The organism is Actinomadura scrupuli (assembly GCF_050971785.1).
Lineage (GTDB): Bacteria > Actinomycetota > Actinomycetes > Streptosporangiales > Streptosporangiaceae > Actinomadura_E > Actinomadura_E scrupuli.
Genome location: NZ_JBPCCU010000013.1, coordinates 126478 through 142507, shown reverse-complemented (window position 1 = coordinate 142507; position 16030 = coordinate 126478). Strand labels below are relative to the sequence as shown.

The 16030-nt window shown below is 74.0% G+C and carries 16 protein-coding genes; 11 read left to right on the top strand and 5 right to left on the bottom strand.

Annotated elements, in window-relative coordinates; genetic code table 11:
• Positions 1 to 30: 30 nt before the first annotated feature.
• From aroH to der, 4 genes are all read left to right on the top strand, one after another.
• Complete coding sequence (aroH, locus tag ACRYCC_RS39900; protein ID WP_433819285.1) at positions 31 to 393, top strand: chorismate mutase; 363 nt, start codon at positions 31 to 33, stop codon at positions 391 to 393.
• A 73-nt stretch (positions 394 to 466) separates the two neighbouring features.
• A complete protein-coding gene (locus ACRYCC_RS39895) occupies positions 467 to 1579 on the top strand; it encodes a prephenate dehydrogenase (protein ID WP_433819284.1) in 1113 nt (370 codons plus the stop codon).
• Positions 1580 to 1794: 215 nt separating this feature from the next.
• Positions 1795 to 2466 (top strand): (d)CMP kinase, encoded by a 672-nt coding sequence (cmk, locus tag ACRYCC_RS39890; protein ID WP_433819283.1) that lies wholly within the window; start codon positions 1795 to 1797, stop codon positions 2464 to 2466.
• Between the two features lie 42 nt (positions 2467 to 2508).
• On the top strand, positions 2509 to 3885 hold the full coding sequence (gene der / locus ACRYCC_RS39885) for a ribosome biogenesis GTPase Der (RefSeq protein ID WP_433819282.1): 1377 nt from the start codon (positions 2509 to 2511) through the stop codon (positions 3883 to 3885).
• 57 nt (positions 3886 to 3942) lie between these two features.
• On the opposite strand, the gene ACRYCC_RS39880 is transcribed toward der, so the two are convergent.
• A complete protein-coding gene (locus ACRYCC_RS39880) occupies positions 3943 to 4731 on the bottom strand; it encodes a hypothetical protein (protein ID WP_433819281.1) in 789 nt (262 codons plus the stop codon).
• 105 nt (positions 4732 to 4836) lie between these two features.
• Here ACRYCC_RS39880 and ACRYCC_RS39875 point away from each other — a divergent pair, with 105 nt between their 5' ends.
• From ACRYCC_RS39875 to ACRYCC_RS39845, 7 genes are all read left to right on the top strand, one after another.
• Positions 4837 to 6051, top strand: coding sequence for a nucleoside 2-deoxyribosyltransferase domain-containing protein (locus ACRYCC_RS39875; RefSeq protein WP_433819280.1), 1215 nt, complete (start codon positions 4837 to 4839; stop codon positions 6049 to 6051).
• Positions 6052 to 6218: 167 nt separating this feature from the next.
• Positions 6219 to 7406, top strand: a complete 1188-nt coding sequence (locus tag ACRYCC_RS39870) for a nitric oxide synthase oxygenase (protein ID WP_433819279.1) — start codon at positions 6219 to 6221, stop codon at positions 7404 to 7406.
• A gap of 372 nt (positions 7407 to 7778) precedes the next feature.
• On the top strand, positions 7779 to 8639 hold the full coding sequence (gene ddaH, locus ACRYCC_RS39865) for a dimethylargininase (protein ID WP_433819278.1): 861 nt from the start codon (positions 7779 to 7781) through the stop codon (positions 8637 to 8639).
• Positions 8640 to 8884: 245 nt separating this feature from the next.
• Positions 8885 to 9088, top strand: coding sequence for a cold-shock protein (locus ACRYCC_RS39860; protein ID WP_433819277.1), 204 nt, complete (start codon positions 8885 to 8887; stop codon positions 9086 to 9088).
• Between the two features lie 165 nt (positions 9089 to 9253).
• On the top strand, positions 9254 to 9655 hold the full coding sequence (locus ACRYCC_RS39855; protein WP_433819276.1) for a TOBE domain-containing protein: 402 nt from the start codon (positions 9254 to 9256) through the stop codon (positions 9653 to 9655).
• A gap of 51 nt (positions 9656 to 9706) precedes the next feature.
• Positions 9707 to 10534, top strand: a complete 828-nt coding sequence (locus ACRYCC_RS39850) for an ABC transporter permease (RefSeq protein WP_433819275.1) — start codon at positions 9707 to 9709, stop codon at positions 10532 to 10534.
• Positions 10531 to 11580, top strand: a complete 1050-nt coding sequence (locus tag ACRYCC_RS39845; RefSeq protein WP_433819274.1) for an ABC transporter ATP-binding protein — start codon at positions 10531 to 10533, stop codon at positions 11578 to 11580. The genes ACRYCC_RS39850 and ACRYCC_RS39845 overlap by 4 nt, the downstream gene beginning before the upstream one ends.
• Before the next feature lie 13 nt (positions 11581 to 11593).
• Here the strand turns inward: ACRYCC_RS39845 and ACRYCC_RS39840 are convergent, their stop codons facing one another.
• The 4 genes from ACRYCC_RS39840 to ACRYCC_RS39825 are packed head-to-tail and all read right to left on the bottom strand — an operon-like array spanning position 11594 to position 16009.
• Positions 11594 to 12535: an NAD-dependent epimerase/dehydratase family protein gene (locus ACRYCC_RS39840; RefSeq protein ID WP_433819273.1), complete on the bottom strand. Its 942-nt coding sequence runs from the start codon at positions 12533 to 12535 to the stop codon at positions 11594 to 11596.
• Complete coding sequence (locus tag ACRYCC_RS39835) at positions 12532 to 14097, bottom strand: class I adenylate-forming enzyme family protein (protein WP_433819272.1); 1566 nt, start codon at positions 14095 to 14097, stop codon at positions 12532 to 12534. The genes ACRYCC_RS39840 and ACRYCC_RS39835 overlap by 4 nt, the downstream gene beginning before the upstream one ends.
• A complete protein-coding gene (locus ACRYCC_RS39830) occupies positions 14094 to 15263 on the bottom strand; it encodes a cytochrome P450 (RefSeq protein ID WP_433819271.1) in 1170 nt (389 codons plus the stop codon). The genes ACRYCC_RS39835 and ACRYCC_RS39830 overlap by 4 nt, the downstream gene beginning before the upstream one ends.
• A complete protein-coding gene (locus ACRYCC_RS39825) occupies positions 15260 to 16009 on the bottom strand; it encodes a glycosyltransferase family 2 protein (protein ID WP_433819270.1) in 750 nt (249 codons plus the stop codon). The genes ACRYCC_RS39830 and ACRYCC_RS39825 overlap by 4 nt, the downstream gene beginning before the upstream one ends.
• Positions 16010 to 16030: the final 21 nt, after the last annotated feature.

Genomic DNA, 16030 nt, shown 5'->3' with positions numbered 1-16030 from the left:
GCGGCACGCGGTGTGACGGAGGGGACTGAAATGGCGGTACGGGCGGTTCGCGGCGCGACGCAGGTCGACGCCGACGATCGGACGCTGATCCTGGAGGCGACGACCGAGCTCGTCGCCGAGGTGATGGCGCGCAACGAGCTCACCACCGACGACGTCATCAGCGTGATCTTCACGGCGACCCCGGATCTGACGTCGGAGTTCCCGGCGCTGGCGGCCCGCAAGCTGGGTTTCCACGAGGTGCCGCTGCTGTGCGCCGCCGAGGTCGACGTCCCGCACGCGCTGCCCCGGGTGATCCGGCTGATGGCGCACATCGAGACGGACCGCCCCCGCTCGGCGATGCAGCACGTCTACCTGCGCGGCGCCACGGCCCTGCGGCTCGACATCGCCCAATGACCTCCGTGATCATGCAATCGTTCGGCGAACGATTGCATGATCACGACGTGAACGGAATCGATAGGCTGAGGTAGTGACAGAAGAAGGCTTCCCGCGGCGGATCGTCGTGGTCGGCACCGGGCTGATCGGCACGTCGATCGCGCTGGCGATGCGCGAGCGCGGCGCCGAGGTGCTGCTCGCCGACCGGGACACGGCGTCGCTGCGGCTGGCGGTCGAGCTCGGGGCCGGATCGGCCCTCCCGGAGGATGATCACGGGACGCCCGCGGACCTCGCCGTGCTCGCCGTACCGCCCGCGGCGGTGGCCGCGGCCCTGCTGGAGGCGCAGAAGCGCGGGCTGGCCCGGGTCTACACCGACGTCGCCAGCGTCAAGGCCCGCCCGCTGGCCGAGGCCGCCGAGCTGGGCTGTGACCTGACCACCTTCGTGGCGGGGCACCCGCTGGCCGGACGGGAGCGATCCGGCCCGGCCGCGGCGCGGGCCGACCTGTTCCTCGGCCGCCCCTGGGCCCTGTGCCCGTCACCGGAGTCCTCCGCCGCGGCGGCCGAGGCGGTCACCGCCCTCGCGCGGGCCTGCGGGGCCGAGCCGCTCACCGTCAGCGCCGCCGAACACGACCGGGCGGTCGCGCTGGTCTCGCACGGGCCGCACGTGGTGTCGGCCGCGATGGCCGCCCGGCTCGGCGACGCCCCCGAGGTGGCGCTGGGCCTGGCCGGCCAGGGCGTACGCGACGTCACGCGGGTCGCGGCCAGCGACCCGGCCCTGTGGATCGGCATCCTCAGCGCCAACGCCGGGCCGGTGGCCGACGTCCTGGACGCGGTCGCCGGAGATCTCGCCCTGGCGGCCGCGATGCTGCGGGCCGGCGCCGAGAACCGCGGGGCGGTGGCGGAGGTCGCGGCCGACAAGGTCACCGAGCTGCTGCGGCGCGGCGCCGCCGGCCGGGGGCGCATCCCCGGCAAGCACGGCGGCCGGCCGCGCTCGTACGCCCTGGTGTCGGTCGTCATCCCGGACCGTCCCGGCGAGCTGGCCCGGCTCTTCCAGGCCGCCGGAGACGCCGGCGTCAACATCGAGGACGTCGCGATCGAGCACTCCCCGGGCCTGCCGGTCGGTGTCGCCGAGCTCTCCGTCCGGCCCGAGGCGGCGGAGGGGCTCGCCGAGGCACTGCGCGCCCGGGGCTGGTCCGTCCCCGGCTGATCCCCGGCCACCTGGACGATCTTCCTTGCCCGGGCGGGTGACGGCCCCCCGGGCGCCGATCACCGCGGGATCGGGGCGATCGGCCCCGCGCGGCCGGTACTCTGGTCCGTTGGGGCTTGCACGAGTACGTGGGGAATGACAGATGAGGAGACCGCGACAGGCGGTCCCTCCGGCGCGGGCCGGCGGCCCGGTACGCAGGTGGGAGAGAAACAGACGTGACGATCGTCATCGCCATGGACGGCCCCTCGGGCTCCGGTAAGTCAAGCGCCGCCAAGGGGGTGGCCCGCGCCCTGGGGCTCCGCTATCTCGACACCGGTGCGATGTACCGGGCCATGACGTGGTGGATGCTCTCCCAGGGCGTGCCGGTCCAGGACGCGGAGCAGGTGGCCGCACGGGCCGCCGAACCGGTGCTGGAGCCGGGCACCGACCCCGACGCGCCCGCCATCCGCATCGACGGCACCGACGTGTCCGGCCCGATCCGGACCCGCGAGGTGACCAACGCGGTCAGCGCCGTCAGCTCCGTGCCCGCGGTGCGGGAGCGGCTGGTCGCGCTGCAGCGTGAGATCATGGCTGCGGGGGACATCGTCGCGGAGGGCCGTGACATCGGCACCGTCGTCGCACCCGGCGCACCGGTCAAGATCTTTCTCACCGCGAGTGAGGAGATCCGGGCCCAGCGGCGGGCCGGGGATCTGACCACCGACCCGGCAGCCACGGTGCAGGTCCTGCTCCAGGAGCAGGCGCGCCGGGACCGGCTGGACTCCACCCGCAAGGCATCCCCGATGACCAAGGCCGACGATGCCGTCGAGATCGACTCCACCGAGCTGAAGCTCGATGAGGTCGTCGACGCGGTCGTACGGCTCGTGAAGGAGCGCGCGGCCGCCCTCTGAGGGCACGCCGCGGCACGCTCGCCAGCAGAAATCAGAGACATCGTGACCGAGTACGACATCCACCTCCAGGACCTCTCCGAGGACGAGCAGGGGCCACTGCCCATCGTGGCGGTGGTCGGCCGCCCCAACGTCGGCAAGTCCACCCTGGTCAACAGGATCATCGGCCGCCGTGAGGCGGTCGTCGAGGACGTTCCCGGCGTCACCCGCGACCGGGTCGCCTACGACGCCGAGTGGCAGGGCCGCCGGTTCACCGTGGTCGACACCGGCGGCTGGCTGCCGGACGCCGAGGGGCTGGCCGCCGCCATCGCCGAGCAGGCCCGGCTGGCGGTGGACCTGGCCGACGTGGTGATGTTCGTGGTGGACGCCACCGTGGGCGCCACCGACGTGGACGAGGCCGTGGTCGAGATCCTGCGGCGCTCCGGCAAGCCCATCGTGCTGGTCGCCAACAAGGTCGACGACATCGGCGCGGAGTCCGACGCGGCGGCGCTGTGGTCGCTGGGCATCGGTGAGCCGATGGTCGTCAGCGCGCTGCACGGCCGGGCGAGCGGTGACCTGCTCGACGCGGTGCTCGGGGCGCTGCCCGAGCCCGCCCCCCGCGAGACCTTCGGCCCGGCCGGCGGGCCGCGCCGGGTCGCCCTGGTCGGCCGGCCCAACGTCGGCAAGTCGAGCCTGCTCAACAAGCTCGCCGGCGAGCAGCGGGCCGTCGTGCACGAGGTCGCGGGCACCACCCGCGACCCGGTCGACGAGCTGATCGAGCTGGGCGGCAAGACCTGGCGGTTCGTCGACACCGCCGGCATCCGCAAGCGGCACCGGGAGAACCAGGGCGCCGACTTCTACGCCACCCTGCGGACCCAGTCGGCACTGGAACGCTCGGAGGTCGCGGTCATCCTGGTGGACGCCAGCGAGCCGCTGGCCGAGCAGGATCTGCGCATCGTCTCCATGGTGATCGAGTCCGGCCGCGCGCTGGTGATGGCCTTCAACAAGTGGGATCTGCTCGACGAGGAGCGCCGCTTCTACCTCGACCGGGAGATCGACCGGCAGCTGCACAACGCCCGCTGGGCGTCGCGGGTCAACATCTCCGCCAAGACCGGCCGGCACGTCGAGAAGATGGTGCCCGCCATCGAGACCGCGCTGGAGAGCTGGGGCCACCGGGTGCCGACCTCCAAGCTCAACACCTTCTTCGCCGACCTGGTCGCCTCCCACCCGCACCCGATCCGGGGCGGCAAGCAGCCGCGCATCCTGTTCGCCACCCAGGCGAGCATCCGGCCGCCGAAGTTCGTGCTGTTCACCTCGGGCTTCCTCGAGTCCGGTTACCGCCGGTTCATCGAACGCCGCATCCGTGAGGAGTTCGGCTTCGAGGGCAGCCCCATCGAGGTCACCATGAAGATCCGCGAGAAGCGCGGCAGCAAGAAGAAGTGACGGGCCCGTGACGCGCGGCGGCGGCCGCCCCTTCCGGGGCGGCCGCCGCCGGGTGCGTCACTCGCCGCTGCGGAAGCCGGCCACCTTCTGGTCGGTCGGCTCGGCCGCGTCCCGCTGCTTGCGCGTGCGCTGGGGCAGCGGCGGGGGCTGGTCCGCCGGGCCGGGCGAGGTGTCGTACCGGGGCGCCCGCTCGTCGAACCGGGGCTGGGCCGGGAAGGGCGTCGTCTCCGGTCCGGACTGGCGGGCGTACCTGCCCGGGCCGGGCGCCGGGGTGAACGGCGGTGCCGCCGGGCCCGGGGCCTCCGGGCCGGGGGCGTACCGCTCGCCCTCGTGCTGGTCCGGTACGGGGTCGTACTCCTGGACGTAGGGCTCGGACAGCGCCGCGTCGCGGACCCCCACGACGGCGAGCCGGCCCAGCGCCAGCGCGGCGAAGAACAGGATGGCCACGCCGAGGCCGGAGAAGAAGGCGAGCTGCTCGGCCACCTGACGGCCGATGCTGCCCACCGGGCCGCCCGCCGCGGGCGTGTGGTCCTTGGTCCACAGCGTGCTCACCGCGGTGCCGACGACGAACCAGGCGCCGCCGAGCGCGGCCAGCCAGGCGCCGAGCATCGCGATGGCGCGGTTGGCGCTGGAGAGCAGGATCAGGCCGCCGATCACGGTGGCGGCGGCCGGGAGGACCTCCAGCAGCAGCCGTCCCGAAGTGGAGACCCAGGCCTTGTCGGGTGTGTAGGCGAAGTCGGCGTACGGGCCGACGAAGGGAATGAGGCCTCCCCAAAGCCCTAGCAGCACCAGCAGTGTTCCGCTGAGCGCGCCACGGCTGCGGGGGACCCGTAGCGTTCCGGTCATCAGGGATCCCTCCTGACCAGGTGGGACAGGGATGTGTCGGCCAGCCCTGTACCCCGGGGAAGCGCGTTCATGCCGGGATGGTGCGGTGGGGGAAGAATCGCACCTATGGGGTTGAACTTCGAAAAAAGCGACCAGACCTCCGCAGAGCGCGACATCGCGCTCGTCTACGCACTGGAGGACCCACCCGACGACTGGCACGCGGCGGTGTTCCTCGCCGGTCCGACTCCGCGTGATCCGTCCGTCGCGTCCTGGCGGCCGGCCGCGATCGAGCGGCTGCGGGAGCACTGGCGGGGTGACGGCCGGCTGGTGGTCTTCGTGCCCGAGCACCGCCACGGCCCGCACGACGACTACCGGGGCCAGGTCGAGTGGGAGGAACGGTGCCTGCACCTGGCCGACGTGGTCATGTTCTACGTGCCGCGCGACCTGACGACCCTGCCCGCCTTCACCACCAACGTCGAGTGGGGCATGTGGTACGACTCCGGCCGGGCCGTCTTCGGCGCCCCGCCGGACGCGCCGGGCAACCGCTATCTGCTGCACCACGCGGCCGCCCGGGAGGTGCCGACGGCGACGACGCTCGGCGGTACCGTCCGGGCCGCGCTGGCCGAGGTCGGCACGGGCGTCCACCGGGCGGGCGGAGAGCGCGAGGTGCCGCTGCTGATCTGGCGCACCGGGAGCTTCCAGCGCTGGTACGCCGCCCAGCGCGCCGCCGGCAACACCCTGCGGGGCGCCCGGCTGCTCTGGACCTTCACCCCGGGCGCCGTGCGGGGGCCGGTCTTCTACTGGGCGCTGCACGTCAGCGTGCACGTCGCCGCCGAGGACCGGGTCAAGTCGAACGAGGTGGTGATCTCCCGCCCCGGCATCAGCACGGTCGCGCTCTACCGGCCCGCGCCGCGGCTGGACGACACCACGGTCGTCCTGGTGCGCGAGTACCGCAGCGCGGCGTCCGGGCCCGACGCCTTCGTGCACGAACTGCCGGGCGGGACGGGTGCGGGGGACCCGCTGACCCGGGCGGTGAACGAGGTCGCCGAGGAGACCGGTCTGGTGCTCGACCCCGCCCGGCTGCGCGCGCACGGCAGCCGCCAGGTCGCGGCGACCATGTCCGCGCACCACGCGCATCTGTTCTCCGCCGAGATCACCGAGGCCGAGCTGGCACGGCTGCGTCCCGGGGAGGTACACGGGAACGCGGCGGAGACGGAGCGCACGTACCCGGAGGTCACCACCTTCGGCCGGATCCGCACCGGCGCCCTGGTCGACTGGGCGACGCTCGGGATGCTGACCGAGGCCCTGATGCCGGCGGCCGGGGGCCCCGCCGGGCGGTGACCGCAACGGGCCCCATGAGCGCCGTGGCAGATGATCCGCTGGACCGGCGCCGTCACCGTACGGGGTGGTCGGTGCTTTTTGCGGCGGCTTGCGCGGAACCTGGCGGTAGCCATGGCATCCTGTGGCCCTCAGTGATCACAGTCTGACGATCCGTCACAGGTGACCTCATGTCCTCATCGGCTCGAAGATCGGTACGAAGTTCGGTACGAGGGAGGCTCTTCCGGCGTCCGGGGGAGCAGCCGGGGAGAGCGGCGGAGCGGCACGCCACGCTGCTCCGGGAGGCCGCGCGGTTCGCGGAGCTGTTCCATGCCGAGTGCCCCGACTCCACCCCGGCCGACCTGCGGTTAGCCGAGATCCAGGACGAGATCGCGCAGACCGGCACCTACACGCACACCCCGCGGGAGCTGGCGTTCGGCGCCCGGGTGGCCTGGCGCAACAGCAGCCGGTGTATCGGCCGCCTGTACTGGCGGAGCCTGCGCGTCCGGGACCGCCGCGAGCTGTCCGGCGCCGACCAGGTCGCCGCCGAGTCGTTCCGGCATCTGGCCGAGGCGACGGCCCGGGGCCGGATCCGTCCCACGATCACGGTCTTCGCGCCGGACCGCCCGGGCCGGCCCGGGCCGCGCATCTGGAACGACCAGCTGATCCGCTACGCGGGGTACCGGCAGCCCGGCGACCGGGTGGTGGGGGACCCGATGACCGCCGGTCTCACCCAGGTGGTCCGTGACCTGGGCTGGCCCGGCGGCCCGGGTACCCCCTTCGACCTGTTGCCGCTGGTGGTCCAGTCCGGGGGCGGCCCGCCCCGGTTCTTCCCGCTCCCGCCGGAGGTCGTCCTCGAGGTGCCGCTCGGCCACCCGGACTTCGCGTGGTTCGCCGGGCTGGGGCTGCGCTGGCACGCCGTGCCCGCCATCTCCAACATGAGCCTGGAGATCGGCGGCATCCGCTATCCGGCGGCCCCGTTCAACGGCTGGTACATGGGCACCGAGATCGGGGCGCGCAACCTCGGCGACGCCGCCCGGTACGACCTGCTCCCGGCGGTCGCCGCGGGGCTCGGGCTCGACACCGCCCGCGAGGCGAGCCTGTGGCGCGACCGGGCACTGGTCGAGCTCAACGTGGCGGTGCTGCACTCGTTCCGCACGGCGGGGGTCACCATCACCGACCACCACACCGAGTCCCGGCGCTTCCTGATCCATCTGGACCGGGAGGAGCGCGCCGGGCGGGTGTGCCCGGCCGACTGGTCCTGGATCGTGCCGCCGATCTCCGGCTCGGCCACCCCGGTCTTCCACCGCTCCTATCGCGACGCGGACCTGCGGCCCGGATACGTCCCGAACGACCGGCCCTACGAGACGGCGGACTGACCTCGGCCGCCTCCCGGACGCCCGGCCGGCCGGGCCGGGCGTCCCACGGGCGCGCGGGTGCTTTCCCGCCGTCGCCCCTCTCCTGCCCGCGACCCCCCGGCTGACCTGCGGGCACGCCGGAATCCCGCGACCCGCCGCTCCCGGGGGCCCTGGCGGCCCCGTCGTTCGCCGGTTCGCAACGAATCGCTGGTGCATGCCGGGAAGAACGCAACGAATCTCCGCCTTCAAGCAAGGTCACCGCATTGGTCCGCCGGTGTCGCTGTCTCTATCCTTTCGATCAAGACCCGTTCGGCGGCCTACCGGCCATGTCCCGGGCGGGTCCAGCCGACCCCTGCCGTCCCTTGGGAGAGACCCTTGTCCATTTCGCCGGCAATGGAGCCATCGTCGCTTCCGCACGTCGCCCCGGGCACCACCCCCGCCCCGGCCGAGCGGGTGGCCCTGCGACGCCACTTCCTGATGTGCCGCCCCGCTCACTTCGCCGTCGACTACGCGATCAACCCCTGGATGGACCCGTCGGCGGGCGCGGACCGGCAGCGCGCGGTCGAGCAGTGGGAGGCGCTGCGGGCGGCCTACGTCGGCCTGGGCCACGAGGTCAGCCTGATCGACCCCATCGAGGGGCTGCCCGACATGGTGTTCGCCGCCAACGGCGCCCTGGTCGTCGGCGGCCGTGTGTACGGGGCGAAGTTCGCCCACCCCGAGCGGGCGGCGGAGGGCCCCGCCTACGCCGAGTGGTTCCGCGGCCGCGGCTTCACCGAGGTCCGCGAGCCCGCGCACACCAACGAGGGCGAGGGCGACTTCCTGACCATCGGCGACACCATCCTGGCCGGCACCGGTTTCCGTACGGACGTCACCGCGCACCAGGAGGCCCAGGAGTTCCTCGGCCGCGCGGTGGTGACGCTCCGGCTCGTCGACCCGCGGTTCTACCACCTCGACACCGCGCTGTTCCCGCTCGGCGACGACAACGTCGCGTACTACCCGGGCGCGTTCTCGCCGGGCAGCCGGGCGGTGCTGGAGCGGATGTTCCCCGACGCCGTCCTCGCCTCCGCCGCGGACGCCTCGGTGCTCGGGCTGAACGCGGTCTGCGACGGCCGGAACGTCGTGGTCAACCTTGAGGCGACCCGGCTCATCCAGCAGCTCGAAGAGCGGGGTTACCGGCCCATCGCGGTGGACCTGTCCGAACTCCGCAAGGCCGGCGGCGGCCCCAAGTGCTGCACCCTGGAGATTCGCCTCTAGCGCTGGGCTTTTGCCGGGTTTTCCGGATTCGGTGCCGAAGCTTTGCCGTGCTGCCCCGGGTGCGGACCGATACGCACCGCGACGGATGTGCTACCTTGGGTCGCGGTTGTAGTCGTTGATTTCGCTGGATCGCATGATCGCTCGCGGAGTTCATGACCGCGGGCTTATCTCTCGGGGGATGGTTTCCGCAGCAGCTGCAGGCAATGCGCAGTGCATGCCTGGACGTCGATCTCAGGAGATCTCACATGGCACAAGGCACCGTGAAGTGGTTCAACGGCGAAAAGGGCTTCGGCTTCATCAGCCAGGATGAAGGCGGCCCGGACGTGTTCGTTCACTTCAGTGCCATCCAGGGTGACGGATTCCGCAACCTCGAAGAGGACCAGCGGGTCGAGTTCGAAGTCACCCAGGGGCCGAAGGGGCCGCAGGCCGAGAAGGTCCGCGCGATCTAGTCTTTTCGCACGTTTCCAAAGCCCACGCGGTGTCCACCGTGTGGGCTTTGTCATGCCCGGCGCGCCCGGCCGGGACCGGGCGCCCGGGGCGCCCAGGTCGACCCTCGGCCCAGCGAGGGCAGAGGCATTTTTGCCCTCTCAACTGCGATGTCCTACGCTGACCGCGTGACGACGTTCCGGATCAGCGAGACGGCCGCGCTGCTGGGCGTCAGCGCGGACACGGTGCGCCGCTGGGTCGACACCGGCCGGTTGGCCGCGACCCGACAGGACCACGGGCAGCGCCTCGTGTCCGGCACCGACCTGGCCGCGTTCGTCCGTGCGCAGGCGCGCGGCGACGACGAGCCGGGCGCGCGGTCCTCCTCGGCGCGCAACCGGCTGCGCGGCATCGTGACCGACGTCGTACGCGACGGGGTGATGGCCCAGGTCGAGATCCAGGCCGGCCCGTTCCGGGTGGTCTCGCTGATGAGCCGCGAGGCCGCCGACGAGCTCGGGCTCGAGACCGGGGTGGTCGCGGAGGCCGTCATCAAGTCCACCAACGTCGTCGTCGAGCTGCCCGGTCCGGGGTGATCCGGCCGTGAGCCAGGGGCGTCCGCCGGCCGGGGCGGGATTCGCATCGCCGTGACCACGGGCGGCGCGGGGCCGCGCGACCACCGTAGGGACACCGAACCGGTGCGCGGCCGGGTGCCGGGCCTGCTGATCGTGCCCGCGCTGCTCGGCCTGGCGTTCCTGGTGCTGCCGCTCGTGGGGCTGCTGACGCGCGCGCCCTGGTCCACGCTGGGCACCCGGCTGGCCCGGCCGCAGGTGCTGGACGCGCTCCGGCTGTCGCTGGTCACCGCGACCCTGGCCACCGCGCTCTGCGTGCTGCTCGGCGTGCCGCTCGCCTGGCTGCTGGCCCGCGTGTCGTTCCGCTGGCGCCGCCTCATCCGCGCGCTGGTGACCGTACCGCTCGTGCTGCCCCCGGTGGTCGGCGGCGTCGCGCTGCTGCTCGTCCTCGGCCGGCGCGGCCTGCTCGGCCGGTGGCTGGACTCCGCGTTCGGGATCACGCTGCCGTTCTCCACCGCCGGAGTCGTGCTGGCCGAGGCCTTCGTGGCCATGCCCTTCCTGGTCATCAGCGTCGAGGGCGCCCTGCGCGGCGCCGACCTGAGGTACGAGGAGGCGGCCGCCACCCTCGGCGCCTCGCGCTGGACGGTCTTCCGCCGGGTCACCCTGCCGCTGGTAGCGCCCGGCGTCGCCGCCGGGGCCGTGCTGTGCTGGGCCCGGGCGCTGGGGGAGTTCGGCGCCACCATCACCTTCGCGGGCAACTTCCCGGGGCGGACGCAGACCATGCCGCTGGCGGTCTACCTCGCCCTGGAGACCGACCCGCAGTCGGCGATCGTGCTCAGCCTGGTCCTGCTGCTGGTGTCGGTGCTGGTGCTGGCGGGGCTGCGCGACCGATGGATCACATGACGGCCCTGGACGCCCGGCTGGTCGTGCGGCGGCCGGCCTTCGTCCTCGACCTCGCGCTCACCGCCGAGCCGGGTGAGGTCGTGGCCCTGCTCGGCCCCAACGGCGCCGGGAAGACCACCGCCCTGCGCGCGCTCGCCGGGCTCACCGCGCTGTCGTCCGGGCACATCCGGCTCGGCGGTGCGGCCCTGCACACCCTTCCGGCCGAGCGCCGCCAGGTGGGCGTGGTCTTCCAGGACCATCTGCTGTTCCCGCACCTCACCGCCCTGGACAACGTCGCGTTCGGGCTGCGGTGCGCGGGCGCCCGCCGGGCGGAGGCACGGCGGCAGGCCGCCGGGTGGCTGGACCGGGTGGGCCTGGCCGGCCACGCCCGGCACCGGCCCCGTGCCCTCTCCGGTGGCCAGGCCCAGCGGGTCGCGCTCGCCCGGGCGCTGGCCGTACGGCCCCGGATGCTGCTGCTCGACGAGCCCCTCGCGGCGCTGGACGCACACACCCGGCCGGAGATCCGCTCCGATCTGCGCCGCCACCTGGCCGACTTCACCGGCGTCACGATCCTGGTCACCCACGACCCGCTCGACGCGATGGTGCTCGCCGACCGGCTGGTCGTCATCGAGGCCGGCCGGGTCGTCCAGCAGGGCACCCCCGCGCAGGTGGCCCGCCACCCGCGCACGGACTTCGTCGCCCGCCTGGTCGGGCTGAACCTCTACCGCGGCTCCGCCCGCGCCCACACCGTCACGCTGACCGGTGACCTGGGGCGGGGTCTCACGCTCGACACGGCCGAGTCGTCGGACGGCGAGGTGTTCCTGGCCTTCCCGCCGTCGGCCGTGGCGCTCTACCGCACCAGGCCCGACGGCACGCCGCGCAACCTCTGGCGGACGACGATCGCCGGCATCGAGCGGCACGGCGACCACCTCCGCGTCCATCTCGACGACCCGCTGCCGGTCGCCGCCGACATCACCGCCGGTGCCGTCGCCGAGCTGGGCCTCGCCGAGGGCAGCGAGGTCTGGGCCGCGGTCAAGGCCACCGAGACCCACGCCTACCCCGCGTGAGAGCCCGGCGCGGCTACCAGGAGGCGGCGCCCGCGAACGACGTGGGCGCCGGGTCGTAACCGAGCCGGCCGCGGGCCGCGGTGAGGTCCAGGGTCCGCTCGACCGCCAGATGGCTGAGCGCGTAGCGGGTGAGGCGGGGCGGCCGCCGGCTTCCCGCCAGCAGGAACGCGCCCTCGACCGCGCTCGCCACCGGCCAGACCGCCCGCAGCGGCAGATAGGCGGTCCGGGCCCGGACACCGCGCTCGGCGAGGATCGCGCGCAGCGCGTCGTCCAGGGTGACCGGCTCGGCGTCGGTGACGTTGAAGACGCCGTGGTCCACGGGCCCGGAGACCGCCAGCAGGCAGGCCTGGACCAGGTTGCCGATCGAGGTCATGCTGATCCGCTGCCGTCCGTCGCCGACGCCGAGCAGCACCCCGCCGCGCACCGCGGACAGGATCCGGGGCAGGATCGTGGTGTCGCCGGGCCCGTAGACGGCGTGCGGGCGCAGGATGACCGCCCTGGCCCCGCTCGCCAGGACGGCCCGCTCGGCCGCGGCCTTGGACGCGCCGTATCCGTTGAGGTAGCGGCGGACCGGCGCCCGGTCCTCGGCCGCCATGACGGTGGGCCGGTACGGGTCGTACACGCTGGCGGTGCTGACGTGCACGAACCTGGCGCCCGGGAACGAGGCCAGCACGTTCCTGGTGCCGTCCACGTTGGTGGCGAAGAACTCCCCGATCGGCCCCCAGTCGGAGACCGTCCCCGCGCAGTGCACCACCGCGTCGGCCGCCGGGGCGCCGTCCAGCGGCCCGTCCGTGATGTCCCACCGCCGGTAGTGCGCCCCGCCGACGTGCTCCGGCGCCACCCGGGCGCGCCGGCCGCAGGCGAGGACCTCGTATCCCCGTCCGGCCAGCGCCCGGCACACCGCCCCGCCGACGAACCCGGACGCACCCGTCACCGCGACCCGCATGCCCGTCATGGCGGGAGGGTGACGAGCTCGCGGAGCCGGGCGCGGTCCAGCTTGCGGCTGCGGCCGGAGCGCGGCAGCTCCGGCAGCACCACGATCCGGTCCGGCAGCGCGTCGTGGTCGATGACGTCCGGCAGCTCGCGGGCCAGCCGGACCGCCAGCCCCTCGCCCTGCCCGGCCCCGGTGCGGGCACCGTGATCGGCTCCGTGATCGGGCGTGACGACGGCGAGCACCACCTCCTCGTCGCCTGTCTCGGGGTCGGGGAGGCCGACGATGGCGGCGTCGGCGACCCCGTCGAGGGCGGCGATCGCGGGTTCGTACAGGCCCGGGTAGAGGTTGAACTTGCCGCGGATCAGCATGTCCTTCTTACGGCCGATGAGCACCAGGCGCCCGGACTCGTCGAACCGGGCGAGGTCCCCGGTCGGCAGCCGGTCCAGCGGCGGGTCCCCCAGGTAACCGCGGCACAGGTTGGGCCCGGACAGCAGCAGCTCGCCGTCCCCGGCGAGCTCGGCCCCGACTCCGGGGAGCGGAGCGCCGAGCAGATCACCCCCGGTGCCGGACGCGGTGTGCGCGAGCTTCTCGGCGGCGGACGCGATCGCGACCGGGAGGATCTCCGTCATCGCGTAGACCGACAGCACCTGTGCGCGGGGGGCCGCCGCCACCGCCCGCCGCAGCACCCCGGCCGGGGCCGGCGCGGCGCCCAGCAGTACGTACCGCAGCCGGCCGGGCAGCCCGCCCGGAGCCGCGTCGAGGATCTCCGCCAGGTGCACCGGGACGCAGAAGGTGTGGGTGGCTCCGCGCTCGCGCAGGTGCCGCAGGAAGGTCTGCGGGGAGCCGAACAGCGGCGGCATCGACCAGAGCGCGCCGGAGATGAGGGTCGGCAGGCCCAGCATCAGCTGGTCGGTGTGCACCACGTCGCCCGGGCCGAGTGGCAGCCGGGTCCGCAGCAGTTCCAGCGCCGCGGCCAGCGAGGCCCCGGTGTGCACCACGGCCCGTGGCCGCGACGTCGTCCCCGAGGTGAAGATGACCACCGCCGGCGCGTCCACCGGCGGGTAGGCGAGGTCGTCCCCGCCGCCGGGGGCGGGCCCCCGTGTCAGGGCGTCCAGCGACAGCGCGCCCCGGGGCACGCCGGGCAGCCACCGCCCCGCGTGCACGTGCCGCTCGACCTCCAGCCGGGACAGGTCGGGCAGCAGCAGCCCCCGGCGGCGGGCGTACGAGCGGACCGGGCGGAGCCGGCTGGCGGCGTAGAGCAGCGACTCGGCGGCGGCCCAGCGGGGCCGGGCCAGCTTCATCCGGGCGGCGAACATCTCCGGCCCGGCCCCGGGGTCGGCGAACACCACCACCCCTCCGGCGGCGAACACCCCGAGCGCGAGCACCAGGGAGTCCGGCGACGGCCGGACCGAGAACAGCACGCCGTCGCCGGGCTCCAGCCCGGCCCCGGCCAGCCCGTGCCGCACGGCGAGCACCCGCCGGCGCAGCTCCCCGTAGCGCAGCGCGGTCCCGTCCCCGGCGACCAGCGCCACCTCGTCCGGGGTGGCGGCCGCCTGCTCGAGCACGAGCCGTACCAGGCTCATGCCGCCGCCTCGCGGGCGACGACCAGCGTGCGGTAGGTGGGGATCAGGACACCGCGGGCGGGCGCGCGGCGGACGATCCGCAGCGGCGCCGCGGCCAGCACCACCCGGGCCACCGCCCGGATCTCGGACATGGCCAGCGGGAACCCGATGCAGAAGTGCGGCCCGGCACCGAACCACAGCCGGCGCAGCTCCGGCGGCTGCGGCCGATCGAGGTCGAACGGGCCGAACGCCCGGCAGCAGGTATGGGTGGCGATCAGCACCCGGTCACCCGGCCGGATGGCCACGCCGCCGATCTCCACGGGCGCGTGCACGCTGCGCAGCATGATCGGGGTCGGCGTGGTGAACCGCATGGCCTCGTCGACCGCCTGGCCGAGCAGCCCCGGATCCCCGGCCACCCGGTCGAGCTGCCCGGAGTCGTGCAGCAGGGCGATCAGCCGGGGCACCAGGGTGGCCACCGTCTCGGTGCCGGTCAGGAAGAACGCCCCCGCCGCGCCGCGGGCCTCCTCCTCCGACAGCCCGAGGACGCGCATCCGGCCCATCACCGTGCGCTCGTCGCCGGAGCGGTAGGCCTTCGCCGCGATGTCCCCGATCGGGTCGAGCACCCGCCGTGCCCTGGCCACCTGCGGAGGGGAGAGCGTACGGGTGCGTACCGACACCATGGAGACGATCTGCTCGCCCTGCTCGAACAGGTGCCGGTAGTCGCCCTCCGACCCCGCCTCCAGCCCGATGACCTCGCAGATCACCGCGCCGGCCATGACCCGCATGGTGTCCACCAGGTCCACCTCCGCGCCGTCGCCGAGCTCCCGGGCGAGCCGGTCCAGCGGCTCGGCCAGGACCCGGGCGCACAGCCGCTCGGTGTAGGCGGGGGTGAACAGCTCGGTCAGCCTGCGCCGCAGCGCCCGGTGCGCCGGGCCCTCCATGTTGAGCAGCACCGAGGGGCCCAGCACCGGGGTCCAGAGATCTCCCGGCGAGCCCGGGCCGTCCTTGCGGAAGGTCTCCCCATCGAGCAGGATCTCCCGGGCCACCGCGGCGTCGTTCACCACCACGCCGACGCCCGGCACCCGGACGATCGGGCCGCGCCGGCCCAGCCAGCGCAGCATCGGGTAGACCAGCGGATGGGCGGCCAGCTGGACGCGCCGCTCCCACGCCCGCGCGGACCTGCTCAACGGATGTCCACGACGTCGGGGGTGTAGCGGTGGTCGGCGTACCAGCCGAGCGTGCCGACCAGCCCGTACGCCCGCAGCCGCCGGACCGAGCCGTAGACCACCATGTCCTTGCGCAGCCCGTACTCCGTGGTCAGCTTCCGGACCCGGTTGACCAGCGCGCGGTCCTCGTGCACGTCCTCGATCCGGGTGCGCGGGAAACCGCCGCTGAGCTCGTAGAGCTCGGCGGTGACGGCGAGGTTGCAGCCGGGCATCATGACGTACGGCCCGAGGTAGGCCGGATCCTGGTTGCCGGGGCGGAACCTGCCGAAGAACGCCGCGAACGCCACCACCGAGGGGAGCAGCCGCCGCTCCCACCACTTCAGCCGGAACTCGTCGGTGCGCGGGCGGAGCGGGCCGCTGACCAGCCGCAGCCCGTCGCCGAACGCCCGCTTCACCGCGGCGATCCACTCCGCCGACGGCAGGCAGTCCGCGTCGGTACGGGCGATGTGGGTGGCCCCCTGGGAGATGGCGAACCGGATGCCGGTGTCGGCCGCCGCGCCGGTGCCCTTCTCCGGTTCCTCGATCAGGCGCAGGTCCAGTTTCCCCTCGTACTCCCTGACGACCTCGGCGGTACCGTCCGTGCAGACGTTGTCGACGACCACCAGGGTGAAGCCGGGGTCGGTCTGCTCGGTCAGCCGGCGCAGCGTCGCGCCGATGGAGCGCTCCTCGTTGTAGGCCGGGACGACCACCCACAGGGCCATGCCCATGGAAGGCGTCGTGTCACCTGG

Coding starts and splice junctions, on each gene's coding strand:
- ACRYCC_RS39880 (WP_433819281.1), bottom strand. CDS start 4,731: ATGACCGGAACGCTACGGGTCCCCCGCAGCCGTGGCGCGCTCAGCGGA.
- ACRYCC_RS39840 (WP_433819273.1), bottom strand. CDS start 12,535: ATGACGGGCATGCGGGTCGCGGTGACGGGTGCGTCCGGGTTCGTCGGC.
- ACRYCC_RS39835 (WP_433819272.1), bottom strand. CDS start 14,097: ATGAGCCTGGTACGGCTCGTGCTCGAGCAGGCGGCCGCCACCCCGGAC.
- ACRYCC_RS39845 (WP_433819274.1), top strand. CDS start 10,531: ATGACGGCCCTGGACGCCCGGCTGGTCGTGCGGCGGCCGGCCTTCGTC.
- ACRYCC_RS39870 (WP_433819279.1), top strand. CDS start 6,219: ATGTCCTCATCGGCTCGAAGATCGGTACGAAGTTCGGTACGAGGGAGG.
- ACRYCC_RS39825 (WP_433819270.1), bottom strand. CDS start 16,009: ATGGGCATGGCCCTGTGGGTGGTCGTCCCGGCCTACAACGAGGAGCGC.
- ddaH (WP_433819278.1), top strand. CDS start 7,779: ATGGAGCCATCGTCGCTTCCGCACGTCGCCCCGGGCACCACCCCCGCC.
- ACRYCC_RS39860 (WP_433819277.1), top strand. CDS start 8,885: ATGGCACAAGGCACCGTGAAGTGGTTCAACGGCGAAAAGGGCTTCGGC.
- ACRYCC_RS39875 (WP_433819280.1), top strand. CDS start 4,837: ATGGGGTTGAACTTCGAAAAAAGCGACCAGACCTCCGCAGAGCGCGAC.
- aroH (WP_433819285.1), top strand. CDS start 31: ATGGCGGTACGGGCGGTTCGCGGCGCGACGCAGGTCGACGCCGACGAT.